The 16757-nt window shown below is 56.9% G+C and carries 11 protein-coding genes and 3 tRNA genes; 8 read left to right on the top strand and 6 right to left on the bottom strand.

All coding sequences use genetic code 11. From position 1 onward, the window contains the following. Positions 1–31 precede the first annotated feature (31 nt). A complete protein-coding gene (locus ABRP93_RS02220) occupies positions 32–2494 on the bottom strand; it encodes a choice-of-anchor M domain-containing protein (protein ID WP_349886723.1) in 2463 nt (820 codons plus the stop codon). Positions 2495–2727: 233 nt separating this feature from the next. On the opposite strand from ABRP93_RS02220, the gene gltX reads away from it, so the two are divergent. The 4 genes from gltX (at position 2728) to ABRP93_RS02200 (ending at position 4929) form a co-directional block, all read left to right on the top strand. Then, complete coding sequence (gltX, locus tag ABRP93_RS02215) at positions 2728–4221, top strand: glutamate--tRNA ligase (RefSeq protein ID WP_349886790.1); 1494 nt, start codon at positions 2728–2730, stop codon at positions 4219–4221. 227 nt (positions 4222–4448) lie between these two features. Continuing rightward, positions 4449–4520, top strand: a tRNA-Gln gene (locus ABRP93_RS02210). A gap of 38 nt (positions 4521–4558) precedes the next feature. Continuing rightward, positions 4559–4631 (top strand) — tRNA-Glu (locus tag ABRP93_RS02205). Positions 4632–4856: 225 nt separating this feature from the next. Beyond that, positions 4857–4929: transfer RNA gene (locus ABRP93_RS02200), tRNA-Glu, on the top strand. Positions 4930–5264: 335 nt separating this feature from the next. Here the strand turns inward: ABRP93_RS02200 and ABRP93_RS02195 are convergent. From ABRP93_RS02195 to ABRP93_RS02180, 4 genes are all read right to left on the bottom strand, one after another. Next, positions 5265–7454 (bottom strand): YhgE/Pip domain-containing protein, encoded by a 2190-nt coding sequence (locus ABRP93_RS02195; protein ID WP_023026461.1) that lies wholly within the window; start codon positions 7452–7454, stop codon positions 5265–5267. Continuing rightward, on the bottom strand, positions 7451–10123 hold the full coding sequence (locus tag ABRP93_RS02190; RefSeq protein WP_349886722.1) for a YhgE/Pip family protein: 2673 nt from the start codon (positions 10121–10123) through the stop codon (positions 7451–7453). Before ABRP93_RS02190 ends, ABRP93_RS02195 begins: the two co-directional genes overlap by 4 nt. A 233-nt stretch (positions 10124–10356) precedes the next feature. Then, entirely contained in the window at positions 10357–10650 is a 294-nt protein-coding gene (locus tag ABRP93_RS02185; RefSeq protein WP_349886721.1) for a hypothetical protein, read from the bottom strand. A 214-nt stretch (positions 10651–10864) separates the two neighbouring features. Next, positions 10865–11548, bottom strand: a complete 684-nt coding sequence (locus ABRP93_RS02180) for an IclR family transcriptional regulator (RefSeq protein ID WP_349886720.1) — start codon at positions 11546–11548, stop codon at positions 10865–10867. 52 nt (positions 11549–11600) lie between these two features. Here ABRP93_RS02180 and leuC point away from each other — a divergent pair, with 52 nt between their 5' ends. From leuC to ABRP93_RS02165, 3 genes are all read left to right on the top strand, one after another. Beyond that, positions 11601–13022 (top strand): 3-isopropylmalate dehydratase large subunit, encoded by a 1422-nt coding sequence (gene leuC / locus ABRP93_RS02175; protein ID WP_023031099.1) that lies wholly within the window; start codon positions 11601–11603, stop codon positions 13020–13022. A gap of 22 nt (positions 13023–13044) precedes the next feature. Continuing rightward, positions 13045–13635 carry a 3-isopropylmalate dehydratase small subunit gene (gene leuD, locus ABRP93_RS02170; protein WP_349886718.1) on the top strand — a complete coding sequence of 197 codons (591 nt, stop codon included), beginning with the start codon at positions 13045–13047 and terminating at the stop codon, positions 13633–13635. A 136-nt stretch (positions 13636–13771) separates the two neighbouring features. Then, positions 13772–14560 (top strand): hypothetical protein, encoded by a 789-nt coding sequence (locus tag ABRP93_RS02165; RefSeq protein ID WP_349886717.1) that lies wholly within the window; start codon positions 13772–13774, stop codon positions 14558–14560. A gap of 28 nt (positions 14561–14588) precedes the next feature. On the opposite strand, the gene ABRP93_RS02160 is transcribed toward ABRP93_RS02165, so the two are convergent. Further along, complete coding sequence (locus ABRP93_RS02160; protein ID WP_349886716.1) at positions 14589–15587, bottom strand: NUDIX hydrolase; 999 nt, start codon at positions 15585–15587, stop codon at positions 14589–14591. Positions 15588–15736: 149 nt separating this feature from the next. On the opposite strand from ABRP93_RS02160, the gene ABRP93_RS02155 reads away from it, so the two are divergent. After that, complete coding sequence (locus ABRP93_RS02155) at positions 15737–16735, top strand: NAD(P)H-dependent glycerol-3-phosphate dehydrogenase (protein ID WP_023026477.1); 999 nt, start codon at positions 15737–15739, stop codon at positions 16733–16735. Positions 16736–16757 lie beyond the last annotated feature (22 nt).

Genomic DNA, 16757 nt, shown 5'->3' with positions numbered 1-16757 from the left:
GGGTGGGTTCCCATTTGCTGCGGATTAGTAGTTAGATGCGCCAGCCAAAGCGCTCACGAATGAGGTCTTGGTTGTCGCGGAAGAAGTTGTAGAAGGCCTTGAAAGTGATGCCAAGGACCGCGGGCAAGACCAGGGCCCAAGGATTAAACGAGGACCCTGCTGGAGCCGACGGCTTAGATGGCTCGGATGGCTTGGAAGGCTTAGACGGTTTCGATGGCTTGGACGGCTTTGCCGAGTCCGAAGGTTTCTCGGATGGCTTCTCGGAAGGCTTTTCCGATGGGGCATCGGATGGCGCTGGCGTAGAACAGGACTTCACCGCCTCATCACCAATGGCAAAGGTCAACGTCTGTGGTTTGGATGCAAGTTCTTTGCCATCGGTGGTAGTTGCCGTATAGGTTGCCTCAAACGTGTAGATGCCCGGCTTGGTAAAAGCCCAATGGGTATGCTTGTGCGATGCGAAAGTGGTCTCGATCGTGTGATCGTTTTCGGCGGAATTGGCAAGGACGTCATAGCCGACACCCCTGGCCTTATCGATGTATGCGCCCCACTCAGCGCCCTCTGGCGTGTGCGTGGGCTTGAGGTTCAAATTGACCGTGCCATCTTTCATCTTGGAATAATCCAATTTTTCGGTGTTATACCCCGGCCAGATGATGGCTTGGTTCTGCGTCTGCGGCAGGTGGTAGAAGCGGTCTCCGATATTGCCAAGGAAATCGAACTTTTTATCACCCAGCTGCTGGCCGCGGGGAGTAAGCGCGTTTTTGTGCACGCCGAGCACCACGTCATCCAGCGAGCGGTCTACCGACTCCTTATCTACTTGGCCTGTGTCATCGCGCAGGACAGTGCGGAAACCGTCGTCAGTAGGCAGCGCCTTGATATCGACGTGCCCGCGGTCAAGTACCTGCTTTTCGCTGCAGCGTTGAGCCTCCTCGTCCTGTGGCGGTTGATCTGGTGCCGGCGTATCGCCGGGCGCAAGTGAATCGCCAGCCCCAGGATTTTCGCCTGGAGTAGCGGCGTTCCCGTCCGCGCTGGTAGAAAGCTCGCCTTCTGCTTCGTAGTTTTCACCGAATTCGAAGGGCTCGGCTAGCACCGTGCTACCGTGGCCGGCCTTGACCGTGGAGTGCGGGAAGACGTTTACTTTGGCAATCTTGTTCTCAAAGTACTCGCCATTGGTAAAAGTAGCCTCTCCGTGCCCGTTGGTAATTGGGGCTTCCACTGGCGCCGTGGGTTCCGCGTCGTTCTTGTCGTCATAGAGACCACCGGTCATCACGCCGCTGAAGTTATTATCATCCATGTCGATGATGATTTTGGTCCCGCCTTTACCGTGCTGGCGCATCCGCACCGTGTAGCCGGTTTCTTGCAGCGTTACCTCTTCGGTGGGGGCCAGTTCACGCGGATTGGAGCTTTCTTCCCAAGCCTCCGCTTCAGCGGAAGAATCGGTGTGGGCGGGAGAGCCTGGGGTAAACTCCACCTGCTCCGAAATCCAGCGCGGCGCATCGCCTTCTGGAGTAAAGACGGCCTGGATATTGGACGATGTTGGGCCCATGTACTCATCCCACTCGGCGTGGCCGTCGGCGACGGGCAGATCGGTGAGGAAGTAGCCATCGATAAGCAGCGTAAGCGTGCCGGATGCTTTATTTTCCGCATCAAAGGAAATGGTGGTGAGCTTATCGTCACCGTCTTTTTCCGGATTCTGCTTTTTGTCCATGCTCAGGCTGTATCCGGCGGCGGCGGCATCGCCGGAGGAGGCGCTATCGAAGCGCTCCTTGAGACTGGGGGTCTTTTCATCCTTTGGCTTTTGCCCGCCCACTTGATAGCTGGTGGTCTGCGGCTTACTGGCCACGAGCTGCCCATCCGCCGTGCGCGCGGTGGTGCGATAGGTCAAGCGATAACGGCCGGGCTTGGTAAAGAGAGTGGCGTTATGAGTGTGGGTACCGGCATTGAGGTATGTGGAGTGCGGTGAGTCTTGGAAGGAGCCCAGCATGCGATGGAGCTCGGCGCCGTCTTCATCGTCCTTGTTGGTAAAAAGCTCCACGTCGCCCGGGCCATCCACGCTTAAAAGGTCGAGGAAGGCGATGTTATCGCGGAAATCTTTCACGGGAAGCCCAGTGTCTGCGCCGAAACCGATCCAGATGGGTTCTTGGTTGGCGGAGGCCTGGTAGGGAGCCGTGTAGTAGGTGGTGCCTGGGTCACCGATGTAGTCCTGCGTGCCGTTTTCAGGCAGGGAATACATAAAGTTCTGGTGGCGCTTACCGTCCTCGTCTTCGCGGGTATAGCCTTTGCCTATCCAAGCAACGGTGTCATCGATAAGCGGAGTTTGGCCGGAAAATTCGGATTTCAGCAGGAAGTTGTCTTCTTCCCAAAAGCTCTTGGGGGAGTCGACGTGGGTTTGGGTTGCGATGTGTTTGCCATCGTCTGGGCCGGCGTAGGCGGTAGCCGGGGTGATCAGCGCGATCGTGCTGAGCGTGGCTATGAAGCGGATACGAGGAGATGCCACCAGCGCGTTACCTTTCTGCAGTTGTCAGTAGTTCACCTCGAAACTATAGAAAATGATTCCCAATACTGAATAATCGATTGAAAACCGTTCCCGTTTACCTGTGGGTTTATAATGAAACTCGTTATCATCTACCCCTTTTTGTGTGTAAGAAAGTAAATGAAGACGCACTTTTGGGTAGTAGATTGAGGCGCTGGTTTGGGCTGGTGCGGACTGTGTCCCGCGGCTCCACTACGATGGTGGCCATGACTGAAGTTCGCGTTAGATTTTGCCCTTCTCCCACTGGTACCCCGCACGTCGGCATGGTGCGCACCGCCCTATTTAACTGGGCCTACGCCCGCCACACCGGCGGAAAGTTGATTTTCCGAATCGAAGATACTGATGCTGCCCGCGACTCGGAAGAGTCCTACCAGGCCATCATTGATTCCTTGACCTGGCTCGGATTGGGCTGGGATGAGGGCGTCAATGTGGGCGGCCCGCATGAACCGTACCGGCAGTCCCAGCGCATGGACATTTATAAAGACGTGCTCAATAAGCTTATCGATGCCGGGCACGTCTACCCCGCCTACTCCACCGCGGAGGAAGTAGAAGAGCGGCACAAGGCAGTCGGGCGCGATCCTAAATTGGGCTATGACAACTACGACCGTGACCTGACGCAGGAACAGATCGAGGCCTTTGAGGCTGAAGGCCGCAAACCTGTCTGGCGCCTGCGCATGCCGGACAAGGATTGGGCCTGGACCGACCTCGTGCGCGGCGAGATGTCCTTCAAGTCTGAAACTCAGCCTGATTACGTGGTGGCGCGCTCCAACGGAGCTCCGCTCTACACCCTGGTAAACCCGGTAGATGACGCGCTGATGCGCATTACCCACGTACTGCGCGGCGAGGATCTTCTCTCATCCACCCCGCGCCAGCTGGCAATGTATGACGTGCTGAAGGAAATCGGCATCGCGGAATTTACTCCGGAGTTTGGTCACCTTCCCTTCGTGATGGGCGAGGGGAAGAAGAAGTTGTCCAAGCGCGACCCGCAGTCCAACCTCTTCAATCACCGCGATAACGGCATCATCCCCGAGGGCATGCTCAACTACCTGTCGCTGTTGGGTTGGTCCCTGTCCGCGGATCAGGACATCTTCAGCATGGATGAGCTGATTGAAAGCTTCGATGTAAACGACGTTCTGGGTAACCCGGCCCGCTTTGACCAGAAGAAGCTCGAGGCCATCAACGCCGACCACATTCGACTTCTCGATCCTGAGGAATTTGCCTTCCGCCTGCGCAATTACCTGACGGAGTACACCGACTTCCCGGCCGATTATGATGGCGAGAAATTCGCCTTCGCTGCGGACCTGGTGCAAACGCGCATTAAGACGCTTGCCGATTCCTATGGGCTACTCAGCTTCCTTATCACGCCCGATGCAGAGCTCACCTTGGACGAAAAGGCGGCCAAGAAGAACCTGAAGGAAGATGCCGTCCAACCCCTCGAGGTGGGCATTGACACCCTTGAAGCGGTAGAGGAGTGGAAGACCGATGCTATTGAAGCCGCGCTATCCAAGGCGCTCATTGAGGACCTAGAGCTAAAGCCGCGCAAGGCCTACGGTGCGCTGCGCGTAGCCATTTCTGGTGCCCAGGTTTCGCCACCGCTGTTTGAGTCCATGGAGCTTTTGGGCAAGGAGTCCACCTTGGCGCGCCTGCGTGCTGCCCGCGAGGTAACTCCGTACGTTCCTGCGGCCGAGTAAGGCTGGCACCACCAGAAGCATGGTGGGCGCAGCCCGCTAAAGCGGCGGATGAACATCGAACTACACAGATGTCATCTGCCGCTTTAGTTTAGCTCAAGAAAAACGCCTAAAAATGCCGGTTGCGCTGGCGATTTGGCGCATTGGATAACGATCATTATAGTTATAACACGTTGCAGCGAGCAAGGGAGTGCAGCCGATAAGGATGCGGTTCCAAGCGAGTGAGCAAATGGCCTATGGTGTAATTGGCAACACAGCGGTTTCTGGTACCGCCATTCTAGGTTCGAGTCCTGGTAGGCCAGCAGTGAAAATGCTTTTAAAGCAGGCTCACTAGTTCTATGCCCCGTTCGTCTAGAGGCCTAGGACGCCGGCCTCTCACGCCGGTAACACGGGTTCAAATCCCGTACGGGGTACAAGTAAAATGATTCCTCCAGCCACCACGGTTGGAGGAATTTTTCATATGCGCCCGCGGCTCAATCGGGACCAAAGTGGGTCTGAACTGGGGGATTTACCGGCGCGAAGTCCCTTACTATCTGCTGATTTGTATTGTGTTTACCCATCGTTTACTGTTTAACGAGTCCGCAGCAAGCAAGTGAGAAAGCAGCACTGCTTTTGATTTGCATGCTACGTGCGAACGAGCCCCGTTCGTCTAGCGGCCTAGGACGCCGGCCTCTCACGCCGGTAACACGGGTTCAAATCCCGTACGGGGTACATATTTTGGCTGCGAGGTTCACCGCTCGCAGCCTTTTCTTTTGCCATTTTTTCTCGCGTCTCCAGGGGGCTAGAGAAGTAGATTAAGTGGCGTTTAAACGGCTCTCTCTGCACCACATGGAGCATCGCGTTGTGGGGGTGCGGTGAGCGAGGGAGGCATCGGAAAGCGCCTGCTATGGCCCCAGAGCCCGCCCTTCGCGCTCACTGGCTATGCGAGAGCTGGGGTGGGTTGTGGGCCTCCGTGAGCGCCAAGGGAGGGTGGTGGCTCGACCACTGCAAGAAAGAACGCCCAGCGAGCCTCTCAGGCTGCACTGGGCGTTGTTCGAAGGTGGAAGCTAAGCCATGACCTTCGTCTTCTTAATCGCCTTCTGGAGGCGCTTGTGGTAGTTATCCATGGCCGGGCGCAAGAACAGGCCGAGGATGAGCGCTGGGATGGCGAAGAGGAGGAGCATGCCGAGCTCGTGGAGGATATCGGCTTCGTAAATGCCGGCGATGGCGCTGCGGAACGCGTCGATGCCGTAGGTAGCCGGCAGCCACGGGCTGACATTTTGGAACCATTCCGGAAGCAGCGGCAGGGGATAGGCGCCGCCGGAACCGGAGACTTGGATAACCAAAAGCAGGACTGCGAGGGCCTTACCCGCGCTATCGAATGTGATAACCAGTGAATATATTATCAACATAAACACCAGTGAGATTATCCACGAGGCAAAGAGCATCATGAATGGGTGCTCGGGCTTGATCTCCACAAAGAAGATCAGGCTGAGGACGACAAGGGTTGCTTGGGCGATACCGATGAGCCCGAACGTAAGGAAGCGGCCCAAGAAGGCTTGGTTCCTAGTGAAGTGGTCCTTCTTGTCGAGGCCTTCGTTCTTCTTCAGGTACTTGCGCTCAGCGTTGGTGTGCACCAGCACACAGGCGAGCAGGGCGCCCACCCACAGCGAAAGCGTGAGATAGAACGGCGTCATTCCAACACCGAAAGCAGCAACATCGTAGATGGGCTGGCGGTCCACATTGACCGGCGAGGCGATGCGGGAGGCCAGAAGCTCGGGGTCATCGCCAATGAGACCGGCGAGCTGGCTGAGGTCACCGCCGTCGCGGATTTCATCGATCTTTTGGCTGAGTTCGCCAAAGCGGCCTGCCTGCTGCTGCAATGTGCCGGATAGACTTGCGGTTAGATCGCGCACCCGCACGAGTGCATCGTTGTCGTCAGAGACGGTATTGCGGATGCCCGCGATATCGCGCTTGACCGCATCAACATCGCTAGCAACCGTACCTACACTATCTCCCAGAGCCGCTAGCTGTGGCTTCAGATTAGAGTTATAGGAGTTGCGGGCGTTTTCGACGGCCTGCTTGGCGCTGGCGATCGCATCTTGCGTTTGCTGCTTGGAGTCCTGGGAATCCCCGCCACTTTCGATGTTATCGGCTGTAGAAGTCAAAGAATCGTGCAGCGCATTGCTCTGGGCAATGCTGGCATCCAGCTGCCCCATCATAGCCTTATATCCTGCCGCTACAGGGCCTGGAAGGTCGACCTTATCGGCTTCCTTCTGGATGCTGTCTTTGACGCCTTGGAACGCGGCGGTTTGCTGTCCCACGCGGTCTGCGGCAGTGCGGAAGGTCTGGGCGGTTTGCGCGGAGGTGGCGCTGGCGTTGTTCAGCAATTCCTCGATTTGTGAGGATAGTACCTCGTAGCTCTGCGTCGTTGCGGCAAGGGAAGCATCCAATGAACCAGTGGATTCATCCAGCGTGGACTTTAGGATATCGATGGGGGAATCGCCGTTGTCATTGGTCGTGCTGGAGGCTTGGTTTCCCGCCTCATTCAGGATGTTATTGGCCGCCTGGGTGAGCGGAATGGTGGAATCTACCAGGTTGCTCAGCGCCATGACCGTGCCAGAGGCCGCATCGAGGCGCGACTGTACGGTATTGACTCGGTTGTGCACGTTATTGAGCGCAGCCTGGGTATCACCCTCATCAAGGTACTGGTCTAGCGAGGAAATGACGCCTAGGCCCACATTGGATACGACGCGGGTAAATGACTCATCGATCTTCTGGATCACACCGGTAGCACTGCGTTGGGTAATCGTGGTCGACAGCGCGTTCTTCTTCTCGTTGGTGTAGAGGTTGAGCTTGCTCGGCTCGGTTCCTTCCACATAGAAGGTGAGGAGGTTGGAGCTAAAATCCTTGGGCAAGACGATGCCGGCGTAGTACTCACCGGATTTGGTGCCTTCTACGGCATCATCGCTGTTGGTGAGGACCCAGTTGATTTCGTCGTTGCGACTGAGCTGGGATAAAACCTCATCGCCTAAGTTGAGCTTAAGCGAAGCGAGGTCGCTTTGGTGGCCCTCATCCTCACTGGCGACGGCGATTTTGAGCTGTTTGGTGTTGGCAAATGGATCCCAGCTGGCGAGCACGTTAAAAGTGGTAAAAAGCAGCGGGATAATGGCGAGGCCGAAAATGATGACGGCGGTCATTACGTTGCCACGGATGGCCTTAAGGTCATCGCGGAGAATGGTCAGGATATTGTTCATGACTTATCTCCCTTTCCGGATTCTTCGCCGTCGTCGGCGGGCTTATCTGTAGTATCGCCCTGCGATTGTGGGGTGGAAGATATTTCGGGGTGTTTATCTGACTGGACATCTTCTAGCCGATACTGATTGGGGTTTTGGCGTTGATGCTCTAGGTGCTGCTGAATTTCTTCATCGCTGAGATCCGCCAAGCGGTTATCGTGCGCGATGCTTTGTTTAACGTATTCCAGCGAACAAATGACCGCGACCGCAATCAGCGCCACGAGGCATGCAATGCCGAAAAGGATCGCTTTCTGGTCCGGCATGAACCGGGAGCAAATCACGAGCGCGAGCACCAAGGCCACCCCGATGGCAATGGTCAGCTTCATCAGCTGCGAATAATTCTTCCGCGCGGTCATCCACTTGGTATCCAAGCTCTTTTGGTATCCCTCGCGGTCTGCGGAGGCATACAGAAGATCGGTGAAGCGGTAGCGGCTGCCAATCAGGTGGACCTGCTCGTTGATAACGAGCCCGCCCTTGGCCAGCTCGTCATTGACCAGCATGGTGACGTTGGACAGGCTGCGCCTTAAGAGTGTGCCCATGAGGTAGGCAACAACCGCCATTCCGGTCAGCGCGGCGATATCGCGGATGTAATGGGTGCCGTAGAACCCGCCCACCGTCTCGCGCATCGCGTCGATGCCGTAGGTAAAGGGCAAGAAGGGGTGGACGGCGCGGAAGAAGTCCGGCGTCATCTCGATGGGGTACAAGCCCGATGCGCCGGGAATCTGAATGAAGGCAAAGACCACCGCTATGCCGCGGCCCACGTGACCGAATGTCGAGACTAGGCCATAGGTAATGCTGAGGTAGCACAGGCTGATGAATACGGAGGTAAGGACATAAGCGGTGGCGCTGACGTGCTCAACGCCGATGACCAAGTTACCGATGGAAACGATCAGCGCCTGGGCAATGGCGAAAAAGCCGAGCAGCAAGAAGCGCGAGAAGTACGCCTTAGTGATGGTCAGATCCCGGCGGCCCTGTGGGTCAACCTCGGCGCGGAAAATGATTAGGAGCATAAACGCGCCGATCCACAGCGTGAGGTTGATAAACAGCGAGGACATGCCGGAGCCGTAGTGCGTGACGGGGAAGACCGCATGGCTTTCCATCTCTGCAGGCGAGGAGAGGAAGGAAGACACGTGGTCCGTATCAAGACCGTTGACGGACTTCAGCACGGTGTTGTTATTGGCCGTGTTGCTTAAGGCAATAACATCGGTGCGCGCGGAGCGAAGGCCTTCTTCGACGCGATCCAGATCAACCGAGAAGCGCTTTACCACTTCTTGGGCGTGGGTTAGCTGCTCGTCGACGCCCCCGAGAAGCCCGTCCGTTTGCCCAACCAGAGCCTTTTGGCTGTTGAGCGAGGCAGATAGGCGTCCGGCGGTAGCTGAGACATCAGACAGCGCAGAATTGAGCTTAGGCAGGCCGTTGGCCACGTCATCGCGCAGTCCGTGGGAATCATCGCGGGCCTGGGACGCCATGGAATTGAGCAATTCCGAGGTTTTATTCAGCGAATCAAGGGTGGCATTGGTATCGCTGTTAAGGGAATCCAGCTCTCCTAACACCGCCCGGTTTTGATTGTTGCGGTCGCGCAGATCAGAGACCGACTGGTTGATCTGCTGGGAGACCTCTGGCGGAAGTGCTGGCAAGGAAGCGACACCGGCTAATTGGTCGATGGCTTTATCCGCCTGGCCGAGGATGCCTTGGGCGCCGTCGGTGGCGGCATCGACGCGGTTGAGAGCGCCGGTTAACCGACCGGTGACAGAACCGATATTGGCATTGGCGTTCGCGGTGCCATCGGCAACCGCAGTCGTGCCTTGGATATAAGCAGCTGTTGCATCGTCGGCGAAGGAAGTTACTTCCTTTTGCACCTCGTCGGTCAAGGAGGTGACCTGGTTTAAGGCCTGCTGCGCGTCATCAATCGTGGTCTGCACGGAGCCTAGCGACGTGCGCGCCTGTGCGATAGTGGGGCGCGCATCGTCGATAGTGGCGTTGACATCCGCCAGGGAATTGCGCGAATTGGCCACGGTATCGGCGGTCTCTGAGAACGAATTCGCGGTATTGCCCGCGGTGCTATTGATCCTATCGCTGAGGTCGCCGCCAGAGTTTCTCAGCTCGGTGGAAACCGATTTCGCGACGTTTTCATTAAAGGTCGCGCTAATCGTGGTTTCGAGGGTAGAAGAACCAGAGTCGGTGACCTTTGGCGCAATGGCATTGATTTTCTCATTTACCTGGTACTCCAAGGTGGGCTGAGAATAAGTGCCTTGGAACAGGCTGACAAAGTCAGAAGAAAAATCTTCCGGCACGATGATGGAGGCAAAAACGTCGCCAGATTTTACGGCGTGTTCAGCTTCGCCGCGGTCCATAAACTGCCAGCCGAGCCTGTCATTGTTGTGCAGCTTTTCCATCATTTGCCCGCCGACGTCAATATCGCCGGTGAGATCTAACGAGGCACCCTTGTCCTCGTTCACCACGGCTACCTTGAGGTGTTCGGTATTGCCATAGGGATCCCAAAAACCGGAGACATTGACCCAAGAATATAAGGCAGGGGTAATCATCAAACCAATGAGAATCACCCAGACTTGCGGCGTCCGCCACAGGCGGACGAAGTCTTGGAGAAAAAGCTTCCAACTAGTAATCACTCGAAAGACCGTAGCACCGAAACGGTGTTAACTAATAGTCAAGCGGGCAGATTCCGCGAAATTGACAGCTTGGTTACCTCTTAGCCACCGTGCTCCGCGAACGACTGCGGCTAAGGTTAATAAAAGGTTAATTCACGCTGGGCTAATACGTAGAAAAGCGCCGCCATAATCCATGCACCAAAGCGGTGGATTATCGCGACGCTCGGGCGCTGCAGGGCGCTTGCCGGCGAGGCTTAGTGCTCGTCGTAGTGGTCACCGTGAGCGGCGTGGCGGTGACCGTCGTGGATGTAGTCAACGTGGTCGCCGTGCGGGACAGCAACGTGGCCGCAGCCCTCACCGTGGGTGTGGTCGCCGTGGGGTTCAGCCTCAATGTGCTCGTTGGTCTCGCATTCGTCCCAGTGGCCTTCGTGCTCGCGGTGGATGTGGCCATCGTGGACGAAGTCGGTGTGGTCCTTGTGTGGGAAAGCAACGTGGCCGCAGCCTTCGCCGTGGGCGTGCTCGTGTTCAGTGTGGGTTGCGTGAGTCATAATCATGAATCCTTTCCGTGTCTTGGTCGGGGAGTGACCTTCTCGTTTTCACTCTGTTGTCATTAAATCATGTTTTCAGTTCGGTTTCAATAGCGTGCGGGAGATTTTCGATATTTCTTCAATAGGCCACGATGGGGTGGGGTATGCAGGGGTGAGACGTGACAATGCCCTGGGCCGGTGGGAGGTCCAGGGCATTGGTTAGGCGTTGGGGAAGCTAGAGCAGCTCTGAAAGTTCTTGGGCGGCGGAGGTAAGAAGGTGGGCGTATTTCTTGGCGGGCGAGGGGCGGAAGCGCTCAGCGGAGCCTGAGATAGACAGCGCTGCGCGAAAAACGCCAGAAGAATCAAAGACGGGGGCGGAAATGGAAGCTAGGCCAGCTTCGCGTTCCTCGATGGATTCTGCGTAGCCTTGGCGGCGGGCAGCTTCCACCTCGGCGGTGCTGAATTGCGCGGCGTCAAGGGGGAAATCCACGTAGCCGGCGATGATGCGTGCTGCAGAACCAGAGGTTAGTGGTAGCTGTCGCCCCACCGGAACCACGTTGTGTAGGCCGGATTTGGGTTCGCGAGTGGCAATGCAGGTGCGGGTGATTCCCGTGAACTCATAGAGCTGAATGGACTCACCGGTGCGGTTGAGGAGCTGATCCATGATGGGGCCTGCGACTTCTAAGATGTGATCGCGGTTGCCGGGGAGTGCTGGACCTGCCTTCCACTTTCCTTCAGGGGTGCGCACGAGGATACGGTGTGCTTCTAACGCGGTGGCTAGTCGGTGCGTCGTTGCCCGAGGTAGTCCCGTGGTTTCACATAACTCATTAAGGGTCGATGGATGGTTTGCGGCGGCCATCATGATGGCCATTGCACGATCTAGTACCTTAATGCCGGAAACTGCGCTATACTCTCCCATATAATGAAATCTACGTCCCAAATTATGAGATTTCAAGTGTGGAGTGATGTTTATGAACCAGCAGCTGACCTTGGCAGAAAAAGTATGGCGTGACCACGTTGTCCAGCAGGGCGACGCGGGCGCACCAGACCTTATCTATATTGACTTTCAACTTTTGCACGAAGTTACCAGTCCGCAGGCCTTCGATGGGCTGCGCCTGCAAGGCCGCACAATGCGGCACCCGGAATTGCACCTGGCAACCGAGGATCACAACGTGCCAACGGAAGGCATTAAATCCGGCAACCTCTTAGAGATTAAAGATGAGATATCGCGCACCCAAGTTTCTACCTTGCGCAAGAACTGCGAAGAATTTGGCGTGCGGTTGCACTCGATGGGTGATGAGCAGCAAGGAATCGTGCACACCGTTGGCCCACAACTGGGCATTACTCAGCCCGGCATGACTATTGTGTGCGGCGATTCGCATACCTCGACCCACGGTGCGTTCGGCTCCATCGCCATGGGCATCGGCACCTCAGAGGTAGAGCACGTCATGGCTACCCAGACGCTATCTTTGAAGCCATTTAAGACGATGGCCGTCGAAGTCACCGGCGAATTGCAGGAAGGCGTCTCCGCAAAGGACCTCATCCTGGCGATCATCGCCAAGATCGGCACCGGTGGCGGCCAAGGCTACATCATCGAATACCGCGGTGAAGCCATCCGAAAGATGTCCATGGAAGCCCGCATGACCATCTGCAATATGTCCATTGAGGCCGGCGCTCGTGCCGGTATGGTTGCGCCCGATGAAACGACGTTTGAGTACGTCAAGGGTCGCGAGTTCGCTCCTAAGGGCGCCGACTGGGATGCCGCGGTGGAGTACTGGAAGACGCTGCCTACTGACGATGGCGCCGAATTCGATCGCGTCGTAGAAATCGACGGATCAGCGTTGACACCATTTGTGACGTGGGGAACGAACCCGGGCCAAGGCCTGCCGCTGGGCGAAACCGTGCCGGATCCAGAAGATTGCGGCGATGACAATTCCAAGGCCACCGTGAAAAAGGCCTTGGAGTACATGGACCTGCAACCAGGAACCCCACTGCGCGATATCAAGATCGATACCGTCTTCGTGGGATCGTGCACCAATGCCCGCATCGAGGATCTGCGCGCCGCCGCCGAGGTGGTCAAGGGCCGCACCATCGATGCCAATACGCGCATGATCGTGGTTCCTTCCTCCGCGGTGGTTAAAGCCGATGCGGAAAAGGAAGGCCTAGACCAAATCTTCCAGGAGTTCGGTGCAGAGTGGCGCACGGCGGGATGCTCCATGTGTCTGGGCATGAACCCTGATCAACTGAAACCAGGGGAGCGGTCTGCATCCACGTCCAATCGTAACTTTGAAGGCCGGCAGGGCCCTGGCGGGAGAACCCACCTCGTTTCCCCACAGGTTGCTGCCGCTACCGCCGTCACCGGATACCTGTCCAGCCCGGCTGACCTGAAATAAGCACGCGAGAAAGGTTGAAATAATGGAGAAATTTATCACTCATACCGGCACCGGAGTCCCGCTTCGGGCATCCAACGTGGATACGGACCAAATCATTCCCGCGCGCTATCTCAAATCGGTCAAGCGTACGGGCTTTGCGGAGGGCCTGTTTTCCAACTGGCGCTCTGATTCCACCTTCGTACTTAACAAAGAGCAGTTCAAGGACGGCTCTGTTCTCTTTGCAGGGCGCGACTTTGGCACCGGTTCCTCTCGCGAGCACGCAGTATGGGCCCTGCGCGAATACGGCTTCAAAGCAGTGTTCTCCTCGCGTTTTGCGGATATCTTCCGTGGCAACTCGGGAAAGTCTGGTCTGCTAACAGGGCTGATGGAACAAGAGGACATCGAGCTTATTTGGAAGCAGTTGGAGGCAGGGGAAACCCAAGTCACGGTCGATCTGGAGGCGCGCACCGTTCAGGTTGGTGAAAACACCTACTCATTCGATATTGATGACTATACGCGCTGGCGCCTGATGGAAGGCCTCGATGACATCGGCATCACCCTGCGCAATGAAGAAGCGATCACGAGCTTCGAGCACTCCCGCGCCAGCTTCAAACCTGCGGTTCACGCGGACTAATCCAGCAGGTGCGCCTCACGCTTTGGCGGGGCGCACACCACCGTCGCCATGATCCGGGGCAGTGGTGGGGTAACGGTCAAATAACAATACTAACTTTGCAAGCGTGCAGCTGGGTTTATCTATTATTCTCTGCGGTATGACTTCGCCTTATTCCGGATCACGCGACCATGATGGCTACAACCACCACTCCCAACAGCCCTACTCAGGTGGGCAACCGGGATATTTTCGTGAGTCGCCCGGCCCAGGCGATACTGATACCGTCAGCATTATTGGCGATAGTTTCCGCTATTTCGGCCGCAATTGGGTACCGTGGCTTTTTGCCCCGCTGGTGCAAATGGTCGTTCTTTTCGTCGCATACCTCATCATTGCCATCGTCTTTGCCGCCGGTGGCGGTTCCCTTTCCATCGAGGCGGCGACCGAGGGAGCAGCCTTGGACGGTTCCCTCGGCGTCCTGGGCGTGGTGTTACTCGCCCTCGCGGTAATAGCCCTGTTAATTGTCTATCTGTGGGCAAATGCAATCTGGTACCAAGCCGCTAATAAGCAGGTCAATGGCCAGGATTTAACATTCAGGGATTTCTTCACGTTCAAGGGCATGGGTGGCATCATGCTGGCCTACCTCGTTACCAGCGTGGTCATCGGCATCGGCTTAGTCCTGCTGGTAATTCCCGGACTTTTCGCCCTGTTCTTCTGGTGGTGGGTCCCCGCCGTCAAGGCAGTACGCCCTGACCTAGGCCTAGGGGACTGCTTTAAGTTTTCCGCGGAGATCGCAAAGAGGGACGTCGGTACCACCTTGCTGGTCGGAATCGCGCTCATCATCCTCTACATGGCGCTGGGCTCAACCGTGGTGGGCGTCGTCGTGTTGCCGGGACTCATGGCCTTGACCCCCACCCTCTTTGTGCGCCGCAACCTCGGCATGCACGGCTAGGGGCAGGGGCTCGTGCGTCCCGGTCTGACTAGCGCACCGGCAGGGGGCTGGGAAGATAATCGGCGCCAGTTAATTCACCGTTATTGAAGGACAAAACCCACACCGAGGCCTTTTTAAACTTCAATTCCTCCTGCGGCTTCTTGAGGAATTGCGGCGCTAAGTCCTCAATGATGCCGGGGATGGTTTGTCCCTGGCTGATAATGACAGGCACCCCGCCGTCGTTTACAACACGACGGAAAGCCTTTTTGGCGGCCGCCGGGTTCTTTTCCCACACCTCGTCGCCAAAGTCCTTATTAATGGCAATGTCTTTACCCAGCTCATCGGCAAGCGGCGCGGCGGTTTGCTGGCACCGGTGAGGGCGAGCGGAATAGATCGCGGTGGGGTGGTATGCGGCCAGCATAGGCACGAGCATTTCCGCTTGGCGGCGGCCCTTCTTATCCAAAGGTCGCAGGTTGTCATCGCCCTCCCACTTCTTACGGTCATGGGCGTGGGCGTGGCGAACGTACAATACGCGCGTTGTGGGGGCGAGCTGCAGCCGCTTTTGCGCCTTGGCGACGACGTCGGTGTCAACGTCATAAGACAAAAGCTGCTGTGCTTGGTCAATGGGCACCCAACGCAGCTCGTCGGTCTCATCGTTGGGCGTATATGTGCCGTTGAGGTAGAACGCCGCCCAGTAATAGACCACCTTGGTGCGCCCCTGTACAGGGTAGGTAACCTTGCCAATCAACTTGCCAAGGCGCACGTGAAAGCCGGTTTCTTCCTCGATTTCCCGCGCCGCGGTAGTAGGCAGCGATTCGCCTGGGTCCACCTTTCCCTTGGGCAGGGACCAATCGTCATAATGCGGGCGATGGATGAGTGCGATTTCTGGGTTCGCAGGGTCGCTGCGCCAGACGACGGCGCCGGCGGCAAGGGTAGTGCGGGGAAATTCCTTAGCGGGCTCCACCGGAATTTCTTGGTGCCGGCCGGAAATGAATTTTTCGGACTTTTTATCTTTATCGGTCTCGTGCATCTTCTTCGCACTCGGCATAGCTCTTTGTGCCTTCCTTCGGTAAGTGAAAAATTGGCGTTAACCTCATGGTCATTGTTCCACGGGGGAGATCCCTGCCGCATCCTTGCCACGCCCAGAATGATAAATGCCTTAAGGTGGAAATAATAGGAAAACGTTTGGAGGAAGCCATGGTAAATGTAGCGGTGATGGGTGCTGGTTCCTGGGGTACCACCCTGGCCAAAGTATTTGCGGATGCAGGAAATGATGTCACCCTGTGGGCGCGACGGACCGAATTGGCGGACGCGATTAATAGAACGCACATCAACCCGGATTATTTGCCGGATATTCACCTACCTGCGGCACTGCGCGCCACACACGACGAGGCAGAGGCGCTCTCCGGCGCGGATATCGTGGTCTTCGGCGTGCCATCGCAGTCCTTGCGCGCCAACGTGGAGCGGTGGGCGCCCGCACTGCCTGAAGATTCCACCCTGGTCTCCATTTCCAAGGGCGTAGAGACCAGCACGCTAAAGCGCATGAGCGAAGTCATCGTGGATGCGGCGGGCGTGGATCCCCAGCGCGTGGCGGTACTTTCTGGGCCCAACTTGGCTAAAGAAGTGGCGCAGGGGCAGGTTGCGGCCACGGTCATCGCCTGCACCGACGAAGAGCGTGCCAAGGCGGTGCAGGCGGCCATCGCAGCGCCCTACTTGCGGCCCTACACAAATACCGATGTCATCGGCGCCGAAATCGGTGGTGCTTGCAAAAACGTCATCGCCTTGGCCTGCGGCATGGCCTCAGGCAAGGGGCTGGGCAATAACACCATGGCTACGATGATTACCCGCGGCCTGGCGGAAATTACGCGCCTTGGCATGGCATTGGGCGCGGAGCCTTTCACCTTTTCCGGCTTGGCAGGTTTGGGCGATTTGGTGGCTACGTGTAACTCTACGCTCTCGCGCAACAGAACCTTCGGTTATCGCCTCGGTCAAGGCGGCAGCCTAGAAGAAGCGAAGGCGGCCACCAATGGCCAGGTGGCAGAAGGTGTGTTTTCTTCGGATTCCATCTTCCGCCTGGCCCAGCAGGCTGGTGTAGAGATGCCCATTACGGAAGCCGTCTACGGAGTGTGCCATCAAGGCATGGCGGTAGACGATATGATTATCGCCCTTATGGGTCGCTCCAAGAAGTCGGAGTAGCAGAAAGGTAAAATCATCGCCT

It is taken from the genome of Corynebacterium sp. KPL2850 (assembly GCF_040225855.1).
Lineage (GTDB): Bacteria > Actinomycetota > Actinomycetes > Mycobacteriales > Mycobacteriaceae > Corynebacterium.
This window is presented reverse-complemented; position numbering and strand designations above follow the sequence as displayed.

Bases quoted from the DNA above. Each gene is read 5' to 3' on its own strand.
- ABRP93_RS02195 (WP_023026461.1), bottom strand. From the start codon at position 7,454: ATGAACAATATCCTGACCATTCTCCGCGATGACCTTAAGGCCATCCGT.
- ABRP93_RS02155 (WP_023026477.1), top strand. From the start codon at position 15,737: ATGGTAAATGTAGCGGTGATGGGTGCTGGTTCCTGGGGTACCACCCTG.
- ABRP93_RS02165 (WP_349886717.1), top strand. From the start codon at position 13,772: ATGACTTCGCCTTATTCCGGATCACGCGACCATGATGGCTACAACCAC.
- ABRP93_RS02180 (WP_349886720.1), bottom strand. From the start codon at position 11,548: ATGGGAGAGTATAGCGCAGTTTCCGGCATTAAGGTACTAGATCGTGCA.
- leuC (WP_023031099.1), top strand. From the start codon at position 11,601: ATGAACCAGCAGCTGACCTTGGCAGAAAAAGTATGGCGTGACCACGTT.
- leuD (WP_349886718.1), top strand. From the start codon at position 13,045: ATGGAGAAATTTATCACTCATACCGGCACCGGAGTCCCGCTTCGGGCA.
- ABRP93_RS02160 (WP_349886716.1), bottom strand. From the start codon at position 15,587: ATGCCGAGTGCGAAGAAGATGCACGAGACCGATAAAGATAAAAAGTCC.
- gltX (WP_349886790.1), top strand. From the start codon at position 2,728: ATGGTGGCCATGACTGAAGTTCGCGTTAGATTTTGCCCTTCTCCCACT.
- ABRP93_RS02185 (WP_349886721.1), bottom strand. From the start codon at position 10,650: ATGACTCACGCAACCCACACTGAACACGAGCACGCCCACGGCGAAGGC.